Source organism: Clostridium punense (assembly GCF_017874425.1).
Taxonomy (GTDB): Bacteria; Bacillota; Clostridia; order Clostridiales; family Clostridiaceae; genus Clostridium_J; species Clostridium_J punense.
On the sequence record NZ_JAGGLL010000049.1, the window covers coordinates 1 to 24,472 of the forward strand.

The 24,472-nt window shown below is 31.1% G+C and carries 22 protein-coding genes, 1 riboswitch and 1 other annotated feature; of the genes, 4 read left to right on the top strand and 18 right to left on the bottom strand.

The genetic code is table 11. The features are described from left to right. Nucleotides 1-218 precede the first annotated feature (218 nt). The 7 genes from J2Z44_RS19320 to J2Z44_RS19350 form a co-directional block, all read right to left on the bottom strand. Nucleotides 219-602 (bottom strand): RidA family protein, encoded by a 384-nt coding sequence (locus tag J2Z44_RS19320; protein ID WP_021282655.1) that lies wholly within the window; start codon nucleotides 600-602, stop codon nucleotides 219-221. Nucleotides 603-1,019: 417 nt separating this feature from the next. Further along, nucleotides 1,020-1,709: a hypothetical protein gene (locus tag J2Z44_RS19325; RefSeq protein WP_021282654.1), complete on the bottom strand. Its 690-nt coding sequence runs from the start codon at nucleotides 1,707-1,709 to the stop codon at nucleotides 1,020-1,022. 2 nt (nucleotides 1,710-1,711) lie between these two features. Then, nucleotides 1,712-2,269, bottom strand: a complete 558-nt coding sequence (locus J2Z44_RS19330) for an ECF transporter S component (RefSeq protein ID WP_021282653.1) — start codon at nucleotides 2,267-2,269, stop codon at nucleotides 1,712-1,714. Beyond that, the gene (locus J2Z44_RS19335; protein WP_021282652.1) at nucleotides 2,270-3,241 is read right to left on the bottom strand and encodes a nucleoside hydrolase; all 972 of its coding nucleotides are present in this window, start codon (nucleotides 3,239-3,241) and stop codon (nucleotides 2,270-2,272) included. It lies immediately after the preceding gene. 430 nt (nucleotides 3,242-3,671) lie between these two features. Next, nucleotides 3,672-3,715, bottom strand: a riboswitch (PreQ1 riboswitch). Between the two features lie 222 nt (nucleotides 3,716-3,937). After that, a complete protein-coding gene (locus J2Z44_RS19340) occupies nucleotides 3,938-4,435 on the bottom strand; it encodes an RNA polymerase sigma factor (protein WP_021282651.1) in 498 nt (165 codons plus the stop codon). Nucleotides 4,436-4,481: 46 nt separating this feature from the next. Further along, nucleotides 4,482-5,786: a DUF4179 domain-containing protein gene (locus tag J2Z44_RS19345; RefSeq protein WP_021282650.1), complete on the bottom strand. Its 1,305-nt coding sequence runs from the start codon at nucleotides 5,784-5,786 to the stop codon at nucleotides 4,482-4,484. A 415-nt stretch (nucleotides 5,787-6,201) separates the two neighbouring features. Continuing rightward, nucleotides 6,202-7,710 carry a DUF1846 domain-containing protein gene (locus J2Z44_RS19350; RefSeq protein ID WP_021282649.1) on the bottom strand — a complete coding sequence of 503 codons (1,509 nt, stop codon included), beginning with the start codon at nucleotides 7,708-7,710 and terminating at the stop codon, nucleotides 6,202-6,204. A 308-nt stretch (nucleotides 7,711-8,018) separates the two neighbouring features. On the opposite strand from J2Z44_RS19350, the gene J2Z44_RS19355 reads away from it, so the two are divergent. Next, complete coding sequence (locus J2Z44_RS19355) at nucleotides 8,019-8,480, top strand: redoxin domain-containing protein (RefSeq protein ID WP_021282648.1); 462 nt, start codon at nucleotides 8,019-8,021, stop codon at nucleotides 8,478-8,480. Nucleotides 8,481-8,963: 483 nt separating this feature from the next. After that, nucleotides 8,964-9,902, top strand: a complete 939-nt coding sequence (locus tag J2Z44_RS19360) for a CAP domain-containing protein (RefSeq protein WP_209649969.1) — start codon at nucleotides 8,964-8,966, stop codon at nucleotides 9,900-9,902. Between the two features lie 207 nt (nucleotides 9,903-10,109). Here the strand turns inward: J2Z44_RS19360 and J2Z44_RS19365 are convergent, their stop codons facing one another. Beyond that, nucleotides 10,110-10,946 (bottom strand): DegV family protein, encoded by an 837-nt coding sequence (locus J2Z44_RS19365; RefSeq protein ID WP_209649970.1) that lies wholly within the window; start codon nucleotides 10,944-10,946, stop codon nucleotides 10,110-10,112. Between the two features lie 393 nt (nucleotides 10,947-11,339). After that, nucleotides 11,340-11,572, top strand: a binding site (T-box leader). A 353-nt stretch (nucleotides 11,573-11,925) separates the two neighbouring features. On the opposite strand from J2Z44_RS19365, the gene aspS reads away from it, so the two are divergent. Continuing rightward, nucleotides 11,926-13,215, top strand: coding sequence for an aspartate--tRNA(Asn) ligase (aspS, locus tag J2Z44_RS19370; protein ID WP_209649972.1), 1,290 nt, complete (start codon nucleotides 11,926-11,928; stop codon nucleotides 13,213-13,215). 61 nt (nucleotides 13,216-13,276) lie between these two features. On the opposite strand, the gene murA is transcribed toward aspS, so the two are convergent. The 4 genes from murA to hflX form a co-directional block, all read right to left on the bottom strand. Continuing rightward, nucleotides 13,277-14,575, bottom strand: a complete 1,299-nt coding sequence (murA, locus tag J2Z44_RS19375) for a UDP-N-acetylglucosamine 1-carboxyvinyltransferase (RefSeq protein ID WP_021282641.1) — start codon at nucleotides 14,573-14,575, stop codon at nucleotides 13,277-13,279. A gap of 618 nt (nucleotides 14,576-15,193) precedes the next feature. Then, complete coding sequence (locus J2Z44_RS19380; protein ID WP_021282640.1) at nucleotides 15,194-15,616, bottom strand: YsnF/AvaK domain-containing protein; 423 nt, start codon at nucleotides 15,614-15,616, stop codon at nucleotides 15,194-15,196. Between the two features lie 70 nt (nucleotides 15,617-15,686). Then, nucleotides 15,687-16,172 carry a YsnF/AvaK domain-containing protein gene (locus tag J2Z44_RS19385; protein WP_021282639.1) on the bottom strand — a complete coding sequence of 162 codons (486 nt, stop codon included), beginning with the start codon at nucleotides 16,170-16,172 and terminating at the stop codon, nucleotides 15,687-15,689. A 295-nt stretch (nucleotides 16,173-16,467) separates the two neighbouring features. After that, a complete protein-coding gene (hflX, locus tag J2Z44_RS19390) occupies nucleotides 16,468-17,727 on the bottom strand; it encodes a GTPase HflX (protein ID WP_021282638.1) in 1,260 nt (419 codons plus the stop codon). A gap of 967 nt (nucleotides 17,728-18,694) precedes the next feature. Here hflX and J2Z44_RS19395 point away from each other — a divergent pair. Beyond that, the gene (locus J2Z44_RS19395) at nucleotides 18,695-19,558 is read left to right on the top strand and encodes a CAP domain-containing protein (RefSeq protein ID WP_021282637.1); all 864 of its coding nucleotides are present in this window, start codon (nucleotides 18,695-18,697) and stop codon (nucleotides 19,556-19,558) included. 172 nt (nucleotides 19,559-19,730) lie between these two features. Here J2Z44_RS19395 and J2Z44_RS19400 read toward each other — a convergent pair whose 3' ends face one another. The 6 genes from J2Z44_RS19400 to add form a co-directional block, all read right to left on the bottom strand. Beyond that, entirely contained in the window at nucleotides 19,731-19,886 is a 156-nt protein-coding gene (locus J2Z44_RS19400; RefSeq protein WP_021282636.1) for a hypothetical protein, read from the bottom strand. Nucleotides 19,887-19,984: 98 nt separating this feature from the next. Beyond that, nucleotides 19,985-20,722, bottom strand: coding sequence for a hypothetical protein (locus J2Z44_RS19405; protein ID WP_021282635.1), 738 nt, complete (start codon nucleotides 20,720-20,722; stop codon nucleotides 19,985-19,987). A 103-nt stretch (nucleotides 20,723-20,825) separates the two neighbouring features. Beyond that, the gene (locus J2Z44_RS19410; RefSeq protein WP_021282634.1) at nucleotides 20,826-21,449 is read right to left on the bottom strand and encodes a DUF47 domain-containing protein; all 624 of its coding nucleotides are present in this window, start codon (nucleotides 21,447-21,449) and stop codon (nucleotides 20,826-20,828) included. A gap of 22 nt (nucleotides 21,450-21,471) precedes the next feature. Then, a complete protein-coding gene (locus J2Z44_RS19415) occupies nucleotides 21,472-22,524 on the bottom strand; it encodes an inorganic phosphate transporter (protein WP_021282633.1) in 1,053 nt (350 codons plus the stop codon). 460 nt (nucleotides 22,525-22,984) lie between these two features. Continuing rightward, a complete protein-coding gene (locus J2Z44_RS19420) occupies nucleotides 22,985-23,155 on the bottom strand; it encodes a hypothetical protein (RefSeq protein WP_021282632.1) in 171 nt (56 codons plus the stop codon). A gap of 147 nt (nucleotides 23,156-23,302) precedes the next feature. Then, nucleotides 23,303-24,295, bottom strand: coding sequence for an adenosine deaminase (gene add, locus J2Z44_RS19425; RefSeq protein WP_021282631.1), 993 nt, complete (start codon nucleotides 24,293-24,295; stop codon nucleotides 23,303-23,305). Nucleotides 24,296-24,472: the final 177 nt, after the last annotated feature.

The window sequence follows — 24,472 nt, forward strand, 5'->3', positions numbered from 1 at the left end:
ATTGTTCGTATATCGGACAGTACTTTTTGTGATGCCCTTTTTTAAACTAAGAAATCTTTTAAAAAAACTATTGACTATTACTAGCTGGTCTTTTTACATGTGCTCACTTAAAAAGTTGCGCTGTTCCTATTTTTTATTTCGTCATACCTATAGCTTAAAATTTGCATATAAAATTAAAGACCCTGTATAGTAAAATACAGAGTCTGCACTAAAAATTACTATTTATTTCTATAAGCTATCATCTCAATTTCAACTCTAGCCCCTAAAGGAAGTTCTCTAACCCCTATAGTGGTTCGAGCTGGTGGTGGTGAGTTAAATTGTTTAGAATAAACTTCATTCATTTTTTCAAAGTCCTTCATATCAATTAAATAAACATTTAATTTCATAACATCATCAGAAGTTAATCCAGCCGATTCTAAAATTGAAAATAAGTTTTTAAAGCACTGTTGAGTTTGCGTTGCTATATCTCCTTCTATTAGCTTCCCCGTAGCTGGATCAATTGGTGTTTGCCCAGAAAAATAAACTAAATTTCCCATTTCTACTGCACGTGAATATGGTCCAATAGGAGCTGGACCTTCTGAATTAAAAGCTTTTCTTCCCATAACAAAATCCCCCCAAAGTTTATTTGAAATAATCAATCCTATACATATTTATGATTTATAACTAAGGTCTATATTTGTATTATAAGTTAAATAATTACAATTAACCAGTGTAACTTATCTTCATTTTTAATTTTAATTTCTTTATTTCTCCAACTTATAGGCTTCCTTAGTGAAGGTTTAATTCACTCAGATTCAAAAAGCTTTAAGGGAAACAGAGTAGGACTCATGTATAAGTTAAGTGTTAACTCTATTTCCTTAGATTTAATATGCTGTATCTCAACTTCACATAATAGGCATTAAGATTTACAGACTTTTTACTTCAATTACTTTTAAAACTATTACTAATTTCTCAAGGAGTATTAAGTGTTTTGAAAATAATAAAAGAGTGAAAAGGACTCGCTTTTCACTCTTTACTTATTAATCTCCTACACCAAAATCAGTATTGTTATACAAAACTTCAATATTAGGATTATCATCTAAATAACTATATTTTTCTTTAAACCAAGTGATTAGTTCCTCATCCCTCTCAAGTTTAGAGGTGTTTGGAGTAAATATATTAATAGTTCCACGAGAAAAATGCTTTAAAGTTATTTCTATATCTTTATCTATCATATTTTTTGTTTGCCCTTTAATTCCCACCATTAAGCAAGGAGAATGAAAAAATTCCGTTACTTCTTCTGGAGAATTAAATTTAGCATTTTTATTTAGAACTTCATTTCTAAAATGGTAATCAAAGGTCTCTACTCCTATTTTAAAGGTTATAGGTATTTTAAAGAAATTCCTCATTTCCTGTAATCTATTTCGGTAGCACCAGTGGCTTTCAAAAAATAATTTCTCAATGTTCTTTTCATGAATAACCTCTTTAATTTTAAGTAAGGTTTCTTCAGGAATTTCAAAGCAGCTACCTGAATTTATTACCTCTAAGGTTTTATACTTCCCAGTAACATTTTTTAAAACTTGAAAGTTAAGTTCATTTATCTCCTCTCTTGATTTAGAGTTATCAGAAATGTAATCACAAAAGGAACACTTCCCCCAAACACAAGGAAAAGCTTTTAAAAGTACTATTTCTCTTTTATTTTTATTCTCAATGACACTATATCTATCCATTTTTAGCTCCTTACTAATCTTTGCTTTAAGCCTCCTGGAATTCCTACCAACACTGTGGTTGCTAAGGAAACTGCTACAAATTTATCTGCATAATCAGTTATGAATTGCACTATAAATACACTTACAACCTTATTAACTCCAAATCCAGATAACAATTGAACAATATAGGTAGAACCTGAAGAAGTAATTCCTCCAAATAAGTAAGCGGCTATAACAGCTCCTATAAAGGAAGAAAATATTGATACAACCAACACTCCTAAAGGCATCTTAAACTTATTCATGAAACCTTTTTTGTACATAATACCACCAATAAGCCCTGTGAATATTTGTACTGGTGCAAAATATAATGAGTATATATCAAAGGTAATTCCACTGACAATACTACCCAAAAGTCCAGTAACAACTCCATATATTGGCCCTAATATAAAGGAAACCATAATTGTTCCAATAGAATCCAAGTATATGGGTAATTTAAGATTTAGAGCTATAAACGCTCCCACAATATTTAAGGCTATACCAAAGCCTACTATAGTTAACTTTAATGTTGAATTTCTGTTCATTTATATAACCCCCTTAATATTAGCTATTACTTCTGCACTCTCTGGAAACAACCTTTGAAGAAACATATACATAAATTTAGAAGCATCCACTTCCTGTAAAACTACTGAATTATGCTGTTTTTTCCAAAAGTCCTCCACATCCACTATAGTCTGTCCCATTGCAATTCCATCCTTAACCACTTCTGTGTATGAACTGAAACCACTACATAAGGACCTGTCTATAAAATAAGCTACAGCTAAAGGGTCATTAATTACACAACCAATTATACCTTCCTGCTTCCAGTGAAAGTCCACATAAAACTTTGTTATATCAATTATATATTTTGCCACTTCCCCACCTAATCTATTAATTAATTCAAGAATGTTAGGTGTTAAAACTATTTTTCTTGTCACATCTAACCCTACCATGTGAACTTTCTTTTTTAGATTCTTATAAACATAATCAGCACCATGAGGATCTACCCAATAATTAAACTCTGCTACAGGCGAGCAATTGCCATGACTTCTAAAGCTACCTCCCATAGATACAAGTTCATCTAAGTTATTAAAAACTTCTTTATCTCTCATTAATGCCTTTGCAAGGTTAGTTAGTGGCCCTAAGGCTATAATTGATAGTTTATCTTCAGTTCCAAGACTTTCAATAATAAAATCAACAGCCCCATTCCTTACTATGCCACCTTGCACTTTCGAAAAGAAACACTGACCCACCCCATCTTCTCCATGGGTATCCTGAGCAGTTACTAGTTCCCTTATCAGTGGATTTTCTTCTCCAAAATATACAGGTATGTGAAGGGAATTAGTTAATTCTAATACCTTTAAAGTGTTTTCTACTCCCTGCTTTGTTGGAACATTACCGCATACCACAGTAATACCTTTAACTTCTAACTCTGAAGATTTAAGAGCTAAAAGCAGCGCCAAAGAATCATCAATTCCCGGGTCACAATCAATAATTACCTTTCTCTTTCCTTCCATTTTCCTTCTCCTTTTCTCATTTAAATTTTAGACATTTCCAGAAATAAATAAGTCAACATTCTCATTTATTTTGTGTTATCTCTCCTCAATAAGCCCATTAGATAGTTCTAGTATCTAGGGAACATGTTCCTTATCGGCACAAGCTTGCTTGTAAACTCAAAATATTGTTCACATCTTTCACTTATTATTTCTTTTCAATTGTCTTATCTGAGAACGGAACATATAACTTTTGTTAGTTTTAAATTACTATAGTATCTTTATAAAATAAAACTTTAATTTTATTTAGTTCATATCTTGATGTGCTACTTTCCAAATATACCACTACTTATAATCCCTAAAATCTTCATGTTTATTATAGTTTTATAAAGAAAGTCTATAGTTTTTCAAAAAACAAAAAAAGCTATACCTAAGGATACAGCTATACCGTATTAAATCCTTAGTTTTTTATACTGGGAGTTCTCGAACCAGTCCCGCTAAAATTAACGGATTTATGGATTTATATTAAATTTTCACTAGCTATTATAGCATAAATTTAGCCGTAATTATATAGGTTTTTTTATACATAATTGGGACTGAAATCAAATAAAGTTTTTCACATTAAAATATTCAATAAACAAACCTCTTTATAGACTTGTTTATTGAATATACTATAATATTTACCTAGTTTTATTAATAAATTTCTAATGCGACCTACATCTAGCTTGTAATCTTTATTTCTAATCTTAATAATTTTAATGCTTTGTGTAGTTTATTTTTTACTTGAGATATGCTTATATCAAGTATTTCTCCAACTTCCTCTATGGTATATCCTTGAAAATACTTAAGTATAATTATTGTTCTAAGTTCTGGAGAAAGTGTGTCCACTGCCTCGTATAAATCTTCATAGTTTTTATCCTTATGGATTCCTGCTGTGGTTTGAATATCATCAATATAAACTATCTTTGAATTTCTTTTAATATAATCAATAGAACAATTTACAACAATCCTTTTTAACCACCTATCCAAGAAGGAGTTATCCTTAACTGTTGTTAAATTTTTATAAGCTTTTAAAATACTCTCTTGTAAAATATCCATTGCATCATTACCATTTTTAACATACATATATGCTAATCTATATAAATTATCTTTTTCCTTTATAACTAACTCCTCAAAAACTTTCTCTAACTCCTTTTGTTCCTTGGTCTTAAAAAACAAACCAAGTTCCCCCCTTTCAAAGTTGACGAAATAACTTACTGTATAGTTATTCCACTAACTTCATCTTGAACCCTTCAGTTACACAACCTTCTATCTTTTCTACCTTAAGAATAATCTTACTACCCTTTAATTGCATAAAATCAAGTTCCTGATTTCCACTACCATGTGACATATGCATACCTTTGAACTCAAGATTTTCACCATTTTCATTTTCAGCTTGAAGACTAAATTGAATATTCTTTTGTGAAGAGTTCAGAGTTATCTTGTTTCCTTGTATCTCTATAAGCTTAACTCCTAAACTATTGTCCTCTACTTTTTCGTTCTTTAAGTCTATTGTTAGATATTTATCTTTCTTATTTACATATTCAATCCCATCACATTTAAAGGTTAATCCATTAATACTATTTATACCACCTACTAAGTCCATAACAAGCCTATTATCAACAGCTAAGTTTTCATAACTTATTGGGTATGAATACTCTTTGCCACTTTCATCAATAAGCTTTGGATTTACCACCTTAATCATATCATACTCTTCACTGATAAGGCTTGAGAATACTCTACTCCTTGCTTCTGATAGCTCAAGTTTTTCTATTCTTTTTATTCCAATTTTAGTTTTCACTTCTTTATCATCTAACACCAAGGTATTTAAATCATTTTTGAATATTTTCTCATCAAGCATTATTGGAACAGTTAAAGTTGCTACTTTGTTCTTTTCAAACTTTTCTTTTAACTCCTGTTGCGCTTTCTCATCTAATTCATGAAAACTGGCCGACGTCATATCAAATAAGGCATCATGCTTATATACTTGAAGCTCAATGTTAAACTTTTTAACTAATCTATCCATTGAAACTTCTATTAAGCTTTCGCCATCTTTTGGCATATAACTAAACCAAGGTAGCTCTATATCTGTACTACTATCTTTAAACTTAACTTCGCCTATGATTAAATTATCGCCTCTAAGGTCATAATCTATCCATAATTTTAAGTTGTCTCCTGCAACTGAATTCACAACCACTTTTGCGCCATTATCTTCTGCTTTAACATTAACCTGTTGGATTTTACCCTTGCTTACAATATTTTTTATACCTTTATCCAATGTTACAAGTTTAACTAGTTTGTTAACTATTGGAACTTGATTTAATCCATAAGCAACATTAGAAGATAAATTAACTAGAATAACAAAAGCAATTAAAGCTGCTGCTATTCCAGCAACCCCTTTGTTTACCTTTATAATACTTCTAGCTTTACTATTTCTTCTTAAAGTATTTCTTAAGGTTTTCTCAAGTTCTTCAGGAACTTGGATAGCTTCATATTTGTCCATACCATCTTTTAAAAATTCATTACCCACAAAATAACCTCCATAAGTATTATTTTAAATTTTCTTCTCACTTATATAGACTTTTTTCACTAGGGTTTTGTTTAAGGCATCTTCAAAAAATAAATAAGTCAATCTGCTCGTCTATTTTGTGATATACTGCGTCAACAGAACCCTTAGATAGCTTCACTATCTGCGGAACCTGTTTTCTTGTCTGCACAAGCTTGCTTGTGAACACAAAATATACTTCACATTTTTGACTTGTTATTTATTTTCAGATGCCTAAGTATTATAAAAATAATATTTATAGATTGATTCTATTAATGTTAATATGTATTAAATATAACCATAGGCTAAAAAATTTTATAAATAAAGGATATAGCTGAATAAATTCAACTACATCCTCTAAATATGAATTTAAAATATTTCTTTTTACAAAGCTTGGTAACTACTCATTATAGTATAAACTATCTGAAGAATACTCTGGGTCTGAAGTAACATCAATTCCAAGTTTTCTAAAGGTTTGCTCATCAGTAGTACTAAGTATAGTTGTTGAGTGTGCCTGACACCCCTTAAGTACTGATAATTTCTCTATAGCTAATTGAGCCATTGGGTTTGTAGCTGCACTGATACTTAAGGCAATTAGAATTTCTTCGCAATCTAAGGCAGTAACTTTACTTCCAAAGTTTTTGCTTTTTAGATTAATGATTGGCTCAAGAATTACTGGAGAAATTAAGTGTATTTCATCTGGAATATTAGCAACGTGCTTAATAGCATTTAAAATCACTGCTGCTGTAGCATCCATAGTCTCAGAACTTCTTCCTGTTATTATTGTTCCATCCTCAAGTTCAAGAGCTACCGCAAGACAAGGTTCACTCTTACATTGCATTTCTTTAATCTTTGCTGCTTTTTCTCTTGCTGGTAAAACTACCTTTCTATCTTCTCCTTTGAGATTAAGCTCTTCCATTATTAGCTTTGCTCTATGGAAAGTTTCTAAGTCTACATAACCCTTTTTATATTCACAACCTGTTTTAAAATATCTTCTTATTATTTCTTGTCTTGAAGCTTCTTTTATCACTTCATCATCAATAATTCCAAAACCAACACGGTTAACTCCCATGTCCGTAGGTGACTTATAAACAGCTTCTTCATTTGTAATTTTTTCAATTATTCTTCTTAATACAGGAAAAGTTTCAACGTCACGGTTATAGTTTACTGCAACTTCATTATAGGCGTCAAAATGGAATGGATCTATCATATTTGCATCTTTTAAATCCACTGTAGCGGACTCGTATGCAATGTTTAATGGATGCTTTAAAGGTACATTCCAAACAGGGAAGGTTTCAAATTTAGAATATCCAGCAACCTTTCCTCTTCTAAACTCATGATATAGCTGACTTAAACACGTAGCTAGCTTACCACTTCCTGGCCCTGGAGCAGTTACAACTACTATAGGTTTTGTGGTTTCTATGTAAGGATTTTTTCCATAGCCTTCATCACTAACAATAATATCTACATCAGTAGGATATCCTTTAGTAGCACTATGAGTGTAGACTTTTATTCCTCTACGCTCTAACTTATTCATAAATTGAGTCGCCGCTGGTTGGTTATCATATCTAGTTACTACTACACTATTTACATCTAATTCATAAGACCTAAGATCATCAATTAATCTCAAAACATCCATATCGTAGGTGATTCCAAAGTCACCACGTATTTTATTTCTTTCGATGTCTCCTGCATAAACACAAATGATAACTTCTACTTTTTCTTTTAACTTATGTAGTAACTTAATCTTTGCATTTTCATCAAAACCTGGAAGCACTCTTTTTGCATGTAAATCAAATAAAAGCTTTCCTCCAAACTCTAAATAAAGCTTGTCATAATTATTAACTCTTTCAAGAATAAATTTTGATTGTTCTTCTAAATATTTTTGGGGATCAAATCCTTTTTTCATAATATACCTCACTATAATAAAATGTCCTTTGATTATTTTATCATAAATCTACATAAAATTAAGAGTTTATACGAATATTTTTTTATGTTTTTTTATTTTAGTTAAGAAACCATTAAAACTATGTATTTTAGTTTCCATATTAAATAAAAAGTTTATGCTAAAAACATGCGAGTGTGTTGTTTTTTATTGATAAATCTACTATTTCATAAGAACACTTATCTTATACGTTAAGTTATATAACTTTATAAACATATTTTTTTGTAATTATTGGTATACTAATCTCATATTGATAAAAAGGAGATGACTTCATGAGTTTAATTCAAGTTGGAGCTGTAGCTCCTAACTTTTCTGTTAAAGATAACAACGATAAACCCTTAAGTTTATCAGATTTTAAAGGTAAAAAAGTACTCCTTTCCTGGCATCCAATCGCTTGGACACCTGTTTGTACTGATCAAATGAGAGCTCTAGAGAATAACTGGGATAAGTTTGAAAGCATGAATACAGTTGCTCTTGGTTTTAGTGTAGACCCTACCCCTTGTAAGAAAGTATGGGCTGTAGCTCTTGGTCTTAAAAATCTAAGAATCCCTTCGGACTTTTGGCCTCACGGAAAAGTAGCAAGGGACTATGGAATTTTTATGGAAGAAGAGGGTATGTCTCAAAGAGTAAATATAATTATTGATGAAAAAGGTATTGTTCAATGGGTCAAAGTATACCCACTCAGTGAGCTACCTGATATAAATGAAGTTATTCAAGTACTATCTACAATGTAAATACTCTAACAAGATCTAAATCCAATTACAATCAGTTATAATTAGTTTTTAATTTAAGACCTATATATTTAAACTGCAGATTTCTTATATTAAATTTGAAATCCTGCAGTTATTTTTTTGTTTTTATAATCCTGTAAAATGTCATTAACTGAAATTATTCCTTGTCTCATTACTTACATTGCATATATAGAAGAAACTATATTAAGTTTAATACAAAATTCTAATCTTATAAAAACATTATTCCATATTAACTTTTCATACTACCTGCTTTAATACACATTAATTTAACCTTTAGTGAATTAAATGGATAGTTTTGCCCTCATTATGAAAATACTGGACTGGGGTTGTTTTAGTATTTATCCCATGTTAAGATATGTTCATCAGCAAGGCACCGAAGAAATAAAAGCTACTGATTGCCACAAGGAGTTACACATACCCCCAAGGATGTAAGCAGCAAAATAAAAAATAAGGAGTTGTTGATATATGATAACAAATAAATTATTAGCTTTAGTTTTATCACTATTTACTGCTGGAGGTTCTGCTACTGGCGCAGCATCTGGTACAGTCGCTAACAATATACAGTTACCTAAATTTCCAACTACAGCAGTGGTTCAAAAACAGATTTCTAATCCACAAAACGGTGGACAAACTATAAATTTACCTTTAAATCTAAAAAACTCTTGTGATGCTATTGCACCAACACAAGTTCAATTACCAAAGGATAATCAAGTAGTTGCTGATAAAGAAGATCCAGTAGTTCAAGCACCAATAACAAATGGCGATACAACAGTAGAAACACCCAAAACTGAAGTTCCTAAGGTAGAGGTACCTGTTAAGGAACAACCAAAGGTTGAAGCTCCAGTGACCGAGGAACCTAAAGCTGAGGCTCCTGTAAAGGAACAACCAAAGACTGAGACTCCAAAGGTTGAAGCACCAGCTACAACACCAAGTACTACAGTGCCAAGTGGTGTGCCAGCTAACCCAAATAATAAGAGCTTTGTATATCTGGATACAGTAGAGAAAGAAATTCTCACTTATGTTAACCAGGAAAGAGCTAATGCTGGACTTAAGCCATTAACTTGGGAAGAAAATATGAGACCAGTAGCTAGATATAAATCTAACAATATGCTTCAATATAACTATTTTGAGCATAATACGCCATCTCTAAATAACGCTAGTCCAATGGACTTAGCTACTAAATACTTTAAATATAACACTAATGGATATGGTGAGAATATATTCTATAGCCAAGGATACCCAGAAGGAACTACTACGGCTAAATATCTAGTTGACCAGTGGATGAACTCTCCAGGACATAGAGCTAACATCTTAAATGCTAGCTGGACTAAAATGTCTGCAGGAGTAGTGTTTAGCAGCCAAGGTAACTATGTTTATGCTACTCAACATTTCTCAGTTAACTAAGAAAATACTTGTATCCAGTACATCCCTTAGTTAAAAATAGTAATTAATAAAATTGGATGGGCTTAACCCCTCTGATTTTGTTATAATAAAGGAAAGATGTAGTGAATTTCATTCACTACATCTTTTTTCTTATAAGGATTTTATTATTATAAATTATAAGGCCTTTTATTTTAGTTAAGACTTTATTTTGATTCTCTCTACATTTATTTAGAAAGCTATAACTAAGCCTCCATCATCAGCATAAGTTGAACTTAATCCTTTCATTTCAACAATAACTATATCTTTAAAATTATATTTCTTTAATACTTCCTCTTTAAAGCTTAGTGCTCTCTCTAAGCAATTACAGTGCGCAATTCCAAGAATTTTCTCTTCTAGATTGCTACCTTCCTCGCCAATAATCTCTAAGAATCTATTAAAGGCTTTTTTGTATCCTCTAGTTTTTTCAACTAACCTAATTGTACCCTCGTCTGTAGCTCCCATAATTGGTTTAATTGCTAACATATTTGCAACCTTTGCAATAAACGGATTTAGCCTCCCCGCTTTAGCTAAGTGTTCTAAGCTTTCAAGCAGAAAAAAAGTTTTCATTTCTTTTATATAATTTGTAATCTTATCTACAATTTCTAACTCAGTGAAGTTTTTCATACTAAGTTCATGAATCTTCATAGCAATTATGGTTTCTCCAGCTGAAGCACTTAAGGAATCAAATACATGAATAAATTTGTTACTAACTTCTTCCAAAAAAATATTTTTAGCTAAAATCGCACTATTATAGCTTCCACTTAATTTATTAGAAAGAGTTACTACAAAAACACTCTCTTCTCCTTCAAATCTTTTCATATAATCTTCTGGTGATGGACAAGAAGTTTTTGGTGAAGTTTCACATTGTCCCATAGCCTTAACATACTGTTTTATGTCTAAGGTTTCATCATCAATATACACTTTGTCCCCTAACTGTAAAGTCAAAGGAGCAATTTCAACATTCATCTCTTCTTTCATATCTTTCGATAAATCACAACTACTATCTCCAACAATTTTAATTTTCATATCACTTATTCTCCTTATCTATTAAATGTCTGCAATATATAATACAAAACAATTGAAAACTACCTACTTCTCCTGTTAATTTTAAATTAGAACATAAAGTAAAAAAGTATACCAAAGGATTCCAAAAATATTATTTAGAAATTTCTTATCCTCCATAGATATTTTGCATATATACTAAAACCTCTTCTTAAGTTATTAAATTATTACCTTCACTGGGTTATATTTACATTAATTATATCATTTTATTAGTTTTATTTACAGTATTTATAAAACTTTATCTTCAAAACATTAATATAATAGAATGTCCAAAATTCTAAACCTTATTCTAAATAAAAAATATTTGTGATATTTTCTTGACATTTGATTATATTAATAATAGAATGTACTAAAATATATAATTCTATGAAGGGAAAAGTAAATATTAGTTAGTATCCAAAGCGAGTGGAGGATGGTGAAAGCTCCATGAGAAAGGTAGTATTGAAGGACCTCCCAGAGAAGTTTGCTTGAACTTATTTGTTTATCAGTAGAGCAAACCGTTTGCCTCCGTTAAAGGGCTTTGAGATGACTTAAATTAACTTTTAGTCAAATTAGGATGGTACCGTGAAGCTTAAGCTCTCACTCCTACAAGGGGTGAGAGCTTTTATTTTTATACTAATGTTTTATTTATACTAATGTTTTATTTATACTAATGTTTTATTTCTTATGAATTAGGGCCCAATTCATGGATAATCAGCTTTACTCGGTTTTAAACTACTAATTTATGTGAAAGTTATACTTAAGAAGGACACTAACTTAAGTAATATTAATAGCTTATAGCTGTTTACTATGAAACCATGTTATAAGCTTATATCTTAAGATTTCCTTCTATCTTTAAGTCAATAAGGGTGGTACCGCGATTTTTCGCCCCTTGAGTTTTTACTCAAGGGGCTTTTATTTTTTAGGATTTATTTTAAATTTATATGTGAAAGGAAGATCTGTAATGAAAAGAACTACTATAGAAAATTTAAATGATTATATTGGAGAAAAAGTTTTAATTAAAGGTTGGCTCCACAGAGTAAGAAAGTTAAAAGCTATAACCTTTCTTATATTAAGAGATAGAACTGGAATGGTTCAATGTGTAGTTGAAAATAGTTTCATGGATATTAGTAGTATAAAGCTAGAATCAGTGATTTCTATTGAAGGAATATTAAAGGAAGGAAGCAACACTCTAAATCCCTTTGAAATTATGGTACAAAGCCTTGAAATCATTAATGAAGTCCATGAAGAGTTGCCAATTGAAATCAATAAAAAACAGTTAGAAGTAAATTTAGATACTATGCTAAATAATAGAGTTCTTAGCTTAAGACAGGAAAAGAAAAACTCTATTTTCAAAATACAAGGCCTTATAGCTCAAGGTTTTAGAGAGTTTTTAATCAATGAGGGCTTTACTGAAATCTTTACTCCAAAAATTGTAGCTGAGGGAGCTGAAGGTGGTACAGACATGTTTGAAGTAAAGTACTTTGAGAATAAAGCATATCTTGCTCAGAGTCCTCAGTTTTATAAGCAAATGATGGTAGGAGCAGGTTATGAAAGAGTTTTTGAAGTTGGTGCTGTTTATAGAGCAGAACAGCATAATACCAATAGACATTTAAATGAATATGTGAGTATGGACTTTGAGATGGGGTTCATTGACAATGAAGAAGATATAATGATCATGGAGGAAAGACTTTTAAAATATATATTAGAAAAACTTGAGGACCAAGGTGAAAAGCATTTGAAAACACTTGAGATTTCACTACCTAAAATCAACTCTAATATACCAAGACTTAAATTTAGTGAAGCATTAGAGATTTTAAGAAATGAGTATAGCAAAACTGAATTAGAAGGTGACCTAGATCCCGAAGGTGAAAAGTTAATTTGTAAGTATGCTAAAGAAAAGTTAGGCAGTGAGTTCCTATTTCTAACTCATTATCCAAGAAGAAAGAGACCTATGTACACTATGCCTTGTGGTGAAGAAGAAACCCATTCCTTTGACCTTCTATTCAGAGGACTTGAAATAACAACAGGAGGACAAAGAATTCATAACTATGCCATGCTGTTGGAAAATATAAGGTACAAGGGATTAAGCCCAGAAAACTATGAAGGATATACTAATACCTTTAAGTATGGGATGCCCCCTCATGGTGGTCTTGCCATTGGTCTTGAAAGACTTACAGCCCAGCTATTAGGTCTAGCTAATGTTAGAGAAACTTCTCTATTCCCAAGAGATCGAACTAGATTAATACCTTAACAAAAATAAACACATTAGGATAAACCAATATCCTAATGTGTTTTAAATCCTAAATAATTCTTTAGCCATATATCTCTTCAAATTCAGACTCTATCTCATCTATACTTGAACCTTCACAGATCTTAATATCTACTCCTATGCCACTAAACATGTCAATAATATTCTCATAACCTCGTTCAATATGCTCTACTCCAGTAATTCTTGTAACCCCTTCTGCACTTAAACCTGCAAGAATTAAAGAAATTCCTGCTCTTACATCTGACGCATGGACCCAAGCACCTTTTAAGGTTCTTCTTCCTGGAATTATTACGCTACCCTCTCGCATAATGATGTCTGCTCCCATTTTATTTAGTTCAATACAGTGATTAAATCTGTTAGGATAAACATTCTCAACTATATTGCTATGAGTATCAGCTCCAATTAGCAATGCAGTAATTGGTTGTTGAAGGTCTGTAGCAAAGCCAGGATACATTCCAGTTTTAATATTAATTCCTGTTAAATTTCCTGGACATGTAGCCTTAATATAATTTTCTCCTACAATAATTTCCATTCCAGCTTCTTCAAGTTTTGCAATGCAATTATGGATATGTTCTGGAATTACATTATTAACAACAACGGTTCCTCCAGTTACACCAGCACTCATTAGAAGACTTGCAGCTATGAGTCTGTCTGGTATAATTGTGTGCTCTGTTCCCCTTAATTCCTGAACACCATCTATAATAATAGTGTCAGTTCCAGCCCCTTTAATATTTGCTCCCATTTTATTCAAAAAAATAGCCAAATCCACTACTTCTGGATCCCTTGCAGCATTTCTGAGAGTAGTTCTTCCTTCTGCTAACACAGCCGCTAATAGTACATTAATGGTTGCTCCACAGGTTATTACATCAAAGTATACATCTGCTCCCACTAGATTATCTGCCTCTACCACATAATAATCCTTGTAGAAAGTGAATGTAGCACCTAAAGCCTCTAAGCCTTTTATATGTTGATCTATTGGCCTTGAACCAAAATTATCTCCTCCTGGATATCCTATGGAAACTCTTTTTTGTTTTGCAAGTAAAGCACCAACAAAATAATACGCGGCTCTATATTTAGATGATTTTTCTGGATCTATAAAGGCATTGTAAATTTTAGATCCATCTATCATAACTTCACCAGCTTCTTTGGATACAACTCCTCCAATACTATTTATGATGTCATAAATAACTTGAACATCTGAAATATGTGGAATATTTTTTAATACTATTGGTTCCTTCGATAAACAACAGGCAGTTAATATTGGTAAAGAACTATTTTTTGATCCTGAGATGGAGATATTGCCATTGACACTTTTACTTTTTCTAACCTCAATCCAACGCATATATATTACCTACCTTTTCCACATTTTTTATTTTGATTTACTGCTTAGCTGTTGCTTATTAAAACATTTGAAAATAAATAACAAGTCAAAGATGTGAAAGATATTTTCAGTTAGTCAAGAAAACATGTTCCTAGACAGTAGAGCTATCTTAGTGTTGGGTTGACGCAGTATAACTGAAAATAGACATACATACTGACTTATTTAATTTTTGAAAATGCTTAATAACTCAATATAATTTAAGTTTAATTATAATAACTTCTATTTTTATGGATTAAATGCAAATTTTAACTAATATAGTATACCATTTTATTTATATCAATTAAAGCTTTTATACTATTTATTATAGTATCTCCACTGGTAATTTTTTTTAATAACACATTTACTAAAATTGTTTTATTTTTTATAAAAACCTTTTTTTATTTGTAGTAATCTAAATAAAAGCTCATTTAAATCTGTTAGGGACTATGTATTTTGTAATGCACTTAAACTATGATTATGTATAACAAAAAAGAAACTGTTTAGCTGTACGCAAGACACATCGTACGCTAACAGTTTCCTTAAGCTTTCTATATAATAGGCAAAATCTTAAAGTTATATATAATATACCTTGGTTTCTTTCTACCTAGATTCGTCTATTATTTGCGGTGAACCTGATATTTTTAACTTTGCTCTTTCCTTATTTAAAGTTTCCTCAATATGTTTTATTTCCTCTATTTTTTCCTTGTATACTGATACATTCTCTAGAGCAACATTTTTCTTTCTAAATTCAATCTGCTCTTCACTAAGTGGAATTCTTATAACTTCCTTCTCCACCTCTTGATCACCTGTATTGCTAGATGGAAAGGTTATCTTTTCAATTATTAATTCTTCGCAAGTAACAGGTACAGTAAAGCTTTTTTCCTTAGTATATGTTTCTTTATAAATCTTTACATCTCCAGTCTCTACCCACCTTTTAGCAATATCTAGTTGTTCTTCTTTAATTTGAATCATACCTTGCAAACTATCCGCTTCATGTAGAGTGTTTGATGAATTTTCTACCATAGCTTATCCTCCCTTTATTCGAAAAGCACCTCACAAACCATAGAAGTGATTTGGAGGTGCCTCAAAATTATTAAGATTGGCTCATATTTCCATCAACTACATCAGGATTACCAATTTTATTTATATGAGCTTCTTCTCTTTTTAATGTTTCACTAACTTGTTGTGTATCCTCTACTTCACGCTTATAAGCAGAAACTTCACCTGTTACAACTGTACGTTTATTCACATCTACAACTTCCTCACCTACGGGTATTCTTATTGTTTCTTCTGAAGATATTGGGGTACTAGATTCCTCATTATTTAAAGTTCGTCTCTCAATTACTACTTCTTCATGAGTTACAGGAACATCAACAGTTTTTTGTTCCTCGATAATTTCTTTTCCTATCTCTACTTCACCCTTTTGAACCATACATTTTGATATATCTAACTCTTCTTTATGGAGCTCCAATGTTGCCGAATCATTTTTAGTTTGTTGTTTGTTGTTATTATCAGTGTTGTTGCTGTTGTTGTCACTCTTATTGTCGCTAGTTCCAAAAATACTTCCAAATATGCTCATAGAAATCCCTCCGTTAATATATAATTTGTCCAGTAATATGTTTTCCTTCTAGGAGTCATATTATACTTTAACAAAATTGGAATCATATACATGATCTAGGAGAGCTTTGATAAACTCTTTAGAATTCAATTCATTATTTATAGTTATATTTATTTTATTAATTATATTAATATCTTATCAATGAACAAAAGGAAAGATGTAGGGATTTCACTTCCTACATCTTTTCTTTACTCTAGACCTGTTGAGTCAATAAATCTTAAATTAGTCTTTAAATGTTATAGTGTAGAATCATTTTTTACTTAACTACAAACTCTTCAAGTTTTTCATAATCAATTTTACTACACTCTAAGTTTAATAAAGTTCCTTCATTTTCATATTTAACCAGCTTTACATTAGCATTTGCCCTTAAATAAGAAGTAATATCTCCTTTGTCATATGGAATTAACATTTTACACTGCACATAATCAACAAAAATCTTTTCCCTTATTAAATTTGTAAGTTTATCTATTCCAATCCCATTTTTTGCTGAAATTTGAACTGAATCCTCTTGTTGAATATCCATAGGTTCCTGAGCTAAGTCGATTTTATTATAAGCATAAATTACCGGTATATCCCCAGCTCCTATTTGATTTAGCGTATCATTTGTTACTTCTATTTCATGATTGTAATTAGGATTTGACAAGTCTACAACATGAACTAATAAATCTGCTTCACATACCTCTTCTAAGGTGGATCGGAAAGCTTTAACAAGATCATGTGGTAAATTGCTAACAAATCCTACAGTATCAGTTAAAAGAAAGGTTTTATTATCTGGAAGGACTATACTCCTAACTGCAGTTTCAAGAGTTGCAAACAGCATATCCTTTTCAAAAACTTTCTTTTCTTCTGTATTTTTATAGGCATCTATCATAGTATTCATTACTGTTGATTTCCCTGCATTGGTGTATCCAACTAAAGCCACTACTGGAAGAGAGTTTTTATTTCTCTTCTTACGCTGAGTTTCCCTTTGAAAAACAACAGCTTCTAACTCTTTGTTTAAAGCTACTATCCTTTCCTCAACTTTTCTACGATCAAGCTCTAGCTTTTTTTCACCTGCTCCTTTATTTCTAGTTCCTACTCCTCCACTTTGACGTCCTAGTGCCTCACGAGCTCCTATTAACCGTGGAAGTAAATATTTTAAATTGGCTACCTCAACTTGAAGTTTTGCTTCATGAGTTTTAGCTCTTTCAGAAAATATTTCTAATATTAAAGCTGTTCTATCGAGAATTCTACACTTTAAAATTTTTTCTAAATTTCTTAACTGTGATGGACTTAGCTCATTGTTAAAAATCACTACATCACATTCTTTCTCCCTCATTAAATGAAGGATCTCTTTAACTTTTCCTGTTCCAACATAATAGGCATTAGTTGTTGCCCTTAAATTTTGCGCAACTTCTCCCTCCACTTGAAAATCACAGGCGAAGGCTAAGTTTTTTAACTCTTCCATAGATTCTTTAAAACCTATCTTATTGTTCAAATTTACACCTACTAATAAAGCTTTTTGTCTTGTTTCCATATATTAATCTCTCCTTTAAATTATGGTTCTAACTTACTTTAGGAAATTCATAATAAACTACTAAAACATCAATATATTTATTTTGAATAACTCCATTTCGCATAACCATATTGCTATTTTTGTTTTTAATAGCAGGGATTCATGACGCTCTCCACATTTAAAGGGGCTCCTACTTATCAAGTAAGGAATATCAAATGTAAGTTTAGAAAGCCATAATCCCCCTATTAACCTCTTAATCTAACGCAAAATATGCATGCTTTTAAAATCATTTTTTATTCCTCCTTGCATAATAAAAAGGCTGCAAATGAATATAATTCACCTGCAACCTTAAAATACATTATTATAAAAACATTCATACATAATGGAGCAAATATAACATTACTTATATGTTATTTATTCCCTCTTTTTCATATAAACTTCTTTCTACTATATTTACACCTTAGAAATTCTATGAAAACTTTATATGACGCTTTTGAATAAAGATGTTTTATTGGTATTGAATCGGCTATAAATATTCTTTGTAAGAATCCAAATTAAGGCACATAAAATAAACCTAATTATTTAGGTTTCTATACCTTAAAACTATTTAGTTGTTATATTAAACTAAATTACGGAATCTAAAAAAGAAATTTAACACCGCTTTCACCTCTAACTTCAATATTTATTTAATTATACCATAAATATCCACGATAATTCAACGTAAATATTTATTTTATTTTTACATTTATATGTTTATCAAAATAAAAATCCTCAACACAGACAATTTCTTAAATATTCCATTTCCTTTATGGATAGTTTTGGCCTCATTATGAAAACGCTGGACTAGGGTTGTTTTAATTTTTCCCCCATGTTAAGATATGTTCATCAGCAAAGCACCTAAGAAATAAAAGCTACTGATTGCCACAAGGAGTTACACATACCCCCAAGGAAATAAGCAGCAAAATAAAAAATAAGGAGTTGTTGATATATGATAACAAATAAATTATTAGCTTTAACTTTATCTCTATTTACTGCTGGAAGTGCGGCTACTGGAGCAGCAGGTACAGCTACTAATAAAACTCAAGTACCAAAGTTTCCTACACAGCAAATAGTTCAAAAACAAACTACTAATCCACAAAATAGTGGACAAACTATAAATTCATCTTCAAATTCTAGTAATACTTCAACTGTAACAAAGCCACAAACAGAAACTCCAAAAACTGAAGTTCCAGTTAAAGAGCAACCTAAGGTTGAAGCTCCAGTGACTCAGCAACCTAAAGTTGAGGCGCCAAAGGTAGAACCCCCTGTTAAGGAAGAACCAAAAGCAGAATTACCAAAAACTGAGGCTCCAAAAGTTGAAACACCAGCTACAACACCAAGTACTACAGTGCCAAGTGGTGTGCCAGCTAACCCAAATAATAAGAGCTTTGTGTATCTAGATACAGTGGAAAAAGAAATTCTAACTTATGTTAACCAGGAAAGAGCTAAAGCAGGACTTAATCCATTAACTTGGGAAGAAAACATGAGACCAATAGCTAGATATAAATCTAATAATATGCTTCAATATAACTACTTTGAGCACAACACACCATCTCTAAACAATGCTAGCCCAATGGATTTAGCTACTAAATACTTTAAATACAACACTAATAGTTATGGTGAAAATATATTCTATAGCCAAGGCTATCCAGAGGGAAGTACTACAGCTAAATACTTAGTTGATCAGTGGATGAACTCTCCAGGACATAGAGCTAACATCTTAAATGCTAACTGGACTAAAATGTCTGCAGGGGTAGTGTTTAGCAGCCAAGGGAACTATGCTTATGCTACTCAACACTTTTCAACTAACTAAAATCAAATTTACAGACTCATAACTTTATATAAACTAAAAGAGACATCAAAAGGATGTCTCTTTTAGTTTATTGATTATTGTATTGTTACGGATAGTAAATTTACTCTTATCTTTCTATCCGAATGGTTTCTAATGTGATTATAAAATTCTTTTTAGTTTGTGATTATTAAATTTACTTATCAAAAACTCCTCCACCATTAGAATTTCTTCTTGCCTTTTGACCTTGACCTAAAGTTTTAGCCGGTCTTCCTACTGTTCCTTGAGTTGAACTTTTCTCTTTCTTAGCTTCAATAATTTTCTTCATCATTTCTATATTCTTTTCTGACATGATAATCTCCTTTAGTATTTATTACTATTCCTTGTTTTATTTAAGTTTCACAAAGTATTTTACCACACATTCAACCTTTATTCCTACTATCAGAATTATTACTGAAAGTAATTCTTAATAGTTTTTTTCATATACTCTTTATTTTTTTCAAATTGTATCATCCTATGACCATTTGCTCCCGATGGATGAGGAAATCCCTTTAAACATTGCTCCTGTCTTAATACTCCATACTTAATTAGTTCATTTAAAACCTCTTCAACAGACTTTCCTAGTGGTATAAAAAGTGCATGATTTAAAGCCTCTACTTGTGGATAAAAATATTCTTTAATATACTTTGTTAATAATTCACTTCTAAGCATTTTAGGTTTATGACCAGTATAATTTTTACCTTCTACAAATACAGCAAAAGGAATAACAGATGTAGTATGAAGTAAACAGTCTCTATGTTCAAATAACTCCTTACAACTATCCATACCAAACATCTTATGTAACTCTAGTTCGTCTAGCATATCTATTATATTTTTCCTTATAACACCATAAAATCTTCCTTCCCTTTTGCAAATGTAAGAAATTTCTTCTAAAGTTATATTGCTTTCTATAGCTTCTCGTGCCACAGCAATAGACTTATTCATTTGCTGAAATCCAGGAGTAATTCCAATAATAAAAATCTTTGCTTCTTTATTAATATACTCATTATGAGTACAATAATAAATCTCCATATCTCCTTGCTTTTCTATGCAAAAGTTTGAAGTTAGTATTTCTCCCCTATCATAGGACTCTTTTATAGGAAGTTTTTTTATCTTGTCATAGTATTGCTTAATTCCTAATTGATTCATAGCTATTCCCCCTAAATTTATGAGAATACTTACAAAGAAGTTTATATTTAACTATAGTAAAAAAGTAGCAAGAATAAATCCTTGCTACTTTATTTTTAACTAATTAAGAGTTTTTCATTACAATATTTTCAATGTTGTTAGCTACTTCTTCACAGCTATCACAGCATTTTTCTAATAGACGATATATTTCAGTCCAAACCATTAACTCAATTGGATCTTTTGAAGTTTTATATAGGTTACGAACTCCATTAATATAAAGTGCATCTCCCTCTTCTTCTAAACGGTTTACTTCAACTATTGCATCATGAAGAGTTTTTGATTTTTTGAAATGTTCAAATTCTACTAAAGCTGAATTCATTGATTTACAGCAGTTCATAATTAACTCAGTAAACTTAATAATTTCAGGTCTAATAGCTTGAACATTATATATTTCAATTCCTATTAAAACATCTTCTATAGAATCAATTACATCATCAATATTTTCAGTAATGCTAATTATATCTTCTCTTTCTATTGGTGGAAGAAACTCTTTTACTAATCTGTTCATTACTTTATGCTTTTCAAGATCCGCAGTGTGCTCCACATTATGCATCTCTTTTACTTTTTCTTCTATTGTGTTTACATTAAAGTTATGTAAGTTATTATTTAAAATTTCAGCTGCCTTTAATGAATAACCAGATAACTCAACAAAGGCCTTAAAATAATTAAAATCTCTATTACTTGCCATTATTCCACATTCCCTTCTCTAATTAGAATATTTTCATAAATATATATGCCATTACATATCCAACAATTCCACAGCCTGGAAAGGTTAAAATCCATGCATAGACCATTTCCTTTACTATGGCCCAGTTAACCGCTGAAACTCTTTTGGAAGCTCCAACCCCCATGATGGCAGTTGTCTTAGTATGAGTTGTACTAACTGGAATACCAAATGTTGAAGAAGCAAGCAAGCAAGCTGCTCCTGCTAAGTCTGCTGCAAATCCTTGATAAGTTTCTAACTTTACCATACCCATACCCACTGTTTTTATGATACGGTAACCTCCTATAGAAGTACCTAGTGCCATAACTAGTGAACAAAGTATCATAAGCCATATTGGAATTACAAAGTTAGTTACATTAGCTTGACCATTAGCTAAGAAAATACCTAGCATGAAAACTCCCATGAACTTTTGTCCATCTTGAGCTCCATGCATAAATGCCATTGCTGCACCACCAGCAACTTGTGCATTTTGGAAGAACACCTTAGTCTTACGTCTATCCATTGTTCTACAAATAGCTTCTATAACTTTAGTAACAGCATATCCAAAGCCTAATCCTAGAACAGTAGACATAAATAAACCATAAATAACTTTCATCCATTGGTCACCGTTTATTCCAGAAAAACCACCTTGAAGCGCTATAGCGGCTCCAGATAGACCTGCTATTAATGCATGACTTTCACTAGTTGGAATACCCAGTGCCCAAGCTGCCGTTGCCCATAAAACTATGGCAAACAAAGCAGCAGATAGCGCAATTAAAGCGTCCGTTGAATTCCCTCCAAAGTCTACCATTTTATAGATAGTTTGTGCAACCGTTGCGTTAAATATAGTCATTACAAATACACCTAAAAAGTTGAACACTGTAGCCATTAATATAGCTTTTTTAGGACTAATTGCACGAGTAGAAACACAAGTTGCAATAGCATTTGGTGCATCTGTCCAGCCGTTAACTAAAATAACACCTAATGTAAGTAAAACAATAATTAATAATGCCGGATTTGATACTAGTTGCTGTAAAAAACTGCTTAAAGTAATACTCATTTTTACCTCCCCTTACTTTTAAACATATGTATACATGTAGATAAGAGCAAATATTGCTTTCTTACCCATAATTCGCCTTAGCTCATTAAGTCTTTTAGAAAATACTTACTTAAAATCCCTTAAAAGCTTATGCCCAAGAATAATATAACACCAGTTTTAATTAGAATCAATTCATAACTTCAACTTAACATAGATTTAACAATAGAATAACTGTTTTTTACCAGCATTATATGCATAATTTAAGTTTAATTAAATTTAAATCTGAATTATATAAATAATATATCAATAAATGTATAAATTATTAGAATACATTTGTACTATTTTATATAGTTTACCTGTTCTTGTGATTTTTATAACTTCTTTTTTCAATAAAAGTAATATCATGCATAATAAAAAGTACTAAGAACCAAAAGATTCTTAGTACTTTTTATTGAAAAATTTTTATACTTATTCAAAGTTCTTATGAATTAAAAGGCCCACCACTTTGATTATCATTTTCTTGAAATTGGCTTAAATTATTATTTGTATCCTGATTGAAAGAATTAGCCTTTCTACTACTTATTTTATTTAGCAAATAAGTGCCTAAAATAAGCACTCCAAGCAACCCTAAAATTCCCCACAAAAACCCCATAGAAATTCCCCCTTTTATTCTACTTACAAAGAATATAATACTCTAATTGTAAGTTAACATTGAAGTGTGTACAATAAAATCATATGCATAAATAAACCTTTTTATGCATATAATAAATATTCATTTTTTGTAATCTTGTTGATAAAACTAAATATATGTCTTTAGCTTTTCTTTAGTTTCTAAATCTGTAAAGGCTGCTTCTATGCTATTTAAGTAAATTTTCTTATAATCTTCATAACTTAAACTAAACTCTTCAGCCAAAATATCGCATTCTTTAGTTATATTTATACTTGAAACAGTTCTATTATCTGTATTTATCGTAACCTTAATTCCATCCTTATAAAAATCATAAATTGGATGAGAGCTAAAACTGTTTACTGCTTTGGTCTGTACATTACTTGTAGGACACATTTCAAGAACAATGCCTTTATTCTTTACTACTTCATAAGCCTCTTTGCAATCCTTAATATATACACCATGACCAATTCTTTCTGCTCCTAAAAATTCAACAGCTTCAAGTACATTCTCACCTATACCAGTCTCCCCAGCATGAATAGTAACTCTATACCCGTACTCTTTAGCTAATTTAATAGGCTGATAAAACTTTTCGCAAAAGCCTGCTTCCTCTGAAGAGCATAAATCAATAGCAACTACCCCTTTTCCAAGAAATTTTCTTCCGGCTTCTACAATTTCAAAAGCCTTATTTATTGACATAGTTCTCATACATCCTAAAATTAAATTTCCTTTTATATCATACTTTTCTTCCCCATCTTTAATCCCAAGTAACACACTTTCAATGACTTCTTCTACAGTAAGACCTTTTTTAGTATGCAGAACTGGAGAAAATCTTATCTCAATATACTTCACGTTTTCCTTAGCACAATCCTCCATAAGTTCAAAGGTAACTCTTCTTAAGCTTTCCTTTGACTGCATTACTACATTAGGAAGGGCAAATCTTTTTAGATACTCATTTAAAGATTCACACTCTAAAGGTGCTGTAACTTGCTCTCTTATTATATCTATATTAAAAGAAGGAATGTTTATATTTTCTTTCCTAGCTATTTCAATTATAGTTTCCGGTCTTACACTTCCGTCTAAATGACAATGAAGCTCTATTTTAGGTAAATTTAAAAAATTCATGTTTTTCCCCTTAAAAATTTTATATGACTTATAAGTTAAGTTTTAATTCTGATTCCCAGTAAAAAGAAAACTAATATGAGTTAAATAAAAAAGGCGTGCCTCGGCACGCTCTCTCTTTTGCCTCCAGCTCTTAGGCGTAGCCTGCTATCAAAAAAATACTTGTCTCCTAGACGATTT

Bases quoted from the DNA above. Each gene is read 5' to 3' on its own strand.
- J2Z44_RS19320 (WP_021282655.1), bottom strand. From the start codon at position 602: ATGGGAAGAAAAGCTTTTAATTCAGAAGGTCCAGCTCCTATTGGACCA.
- J2Z44_RS19325 (WP_021282654.1), bottom strand. From the start codon at position 1,709: ATGGATAGATATAGTGTCATTGAGAATAAAAATAAAAGAGAAATAGTA.
- J2Z44_RS19330 (WP_021282653.1), bottom strand. From the start codon at position 2,269: ATGAACAGAAATTCAACATTAAAGTTAACTATAGTAGGCTTTGGTATA.
- J2Z44_RS19335 (WP_021282652.1), bottom strand. From the start codon at position 3,241: ATGGAAGGAAAGAGAAAGGTAATTATTGATTGTGACCCGGGAATTGAT.
- J2Z44_RS19350 (WP_021282649.1), bottom strand. From the start codon at position 7,710: ATGAAAAAAGGATTTGATCCCCAAAAATATTTAGAAGAACAATCAAAA.
- J2Z44_RS19355 (WP_021282648.1), top strand. From the start codon at position 8,019: ATGAGTTTAATTCAAGTTGGAGCTGTAGCTCCTAACTTTTCTGTTAAA.
- J2Z44_RS19360 (WP_209649969.1), top strand. From the start codon at position 8,964: ATGATAACAAATAAATTATTAGCTTTAGTTTTATCACTATTTACTGCT.
- J2Z44_RS19365 (WP_209649970.1), bottom strand. From the start codon at position 10,946: ATGAAAATTAAAATTGTTGGAGATAGTAGTTGTGATTTATCGAAAGAT.
- aspS (WP_209649972.1), top strand. From the start codon at position 11,926: ATGAAAAGAACTACTATAGAAAATTTAAATGATTATATTGGAGAAAAA.
- murA (WP_021282641.1), bottom strand. From the start codon at position 14,575: ATGCGTTGGATTGAGGTTAGAAAAAGTAAAAGTGTCAATGGCAATATC.
- J2Z44_RS19380 (WP_021282640.1), bottom strand. From the start codon at position 15,616: ATGGTAGAAAATTCATCAAACACTCTACATGAAGCGGATAGTTTGCAA.
- J2Z44_RS19385 (WP_021282639.1), bottom strand. From the start codon at position 16,172: ATGAGCATATTTGGAAGTATTTTTGGAACTAGCGACAATAAGAGTGAC.
- hflX (WP_021282638.1), bottom strand. From the start codon at position 17,727: ATGGAAACAAGACAAAAAGCTTTATTAGTAGGTGTAAATTTGAACAAT.
- J2Z44_RS19395 (WP_021282637.1), top strand. From the start codon at position 18,695: ATGATAACAAATAAATTATTAGCTTTAACTTTATCTCTATTTACTGCT.
- J2Z44_RS19400 (WP_021282636.1), bottom strand. From the start codon at position 19,886: ATGTCAGAAAAGAATATAGAAATGATGAAGAAAATTATTGAAGCTAAG.
- J2Z44_RS19405 (WP_021282635.1), bottom strand. From the start codon at position 20,722: ATGAATCAATTAGGAATTAAGCAATACTATGACAAGATAAAAAAACTT.
- J2Z44_RS19410 (WP_021282634.1), bottom strand. From the start codon at position 21,449: ATGGCAAGTAATAGAGATTTTAATTATTTTAAGGCCTTTGTTGAGTTA.
- J2Z44_RS19415 (WP_021282633.1), bottom strand. From the start codon at position 22,524: ATGAGTATTACTTTAAGCAGTTTTTTACAGCAACTAGTATCAAATCCG.
- J2Z44_RS19420 (WP_021282632.1), bottom strand. From the start codon at position 23,155: ATGGGGTTTTTGTGGGGAATTTTAGGGTTGCTTGGAGTGCTTATTTTA.
- add (WP_021282631.1), bottom strand. From the start codon at position 24,295: ATGAATTTTTTAAATTTACCTAAAATAGAGCTTCATTGTCATTTAGAC.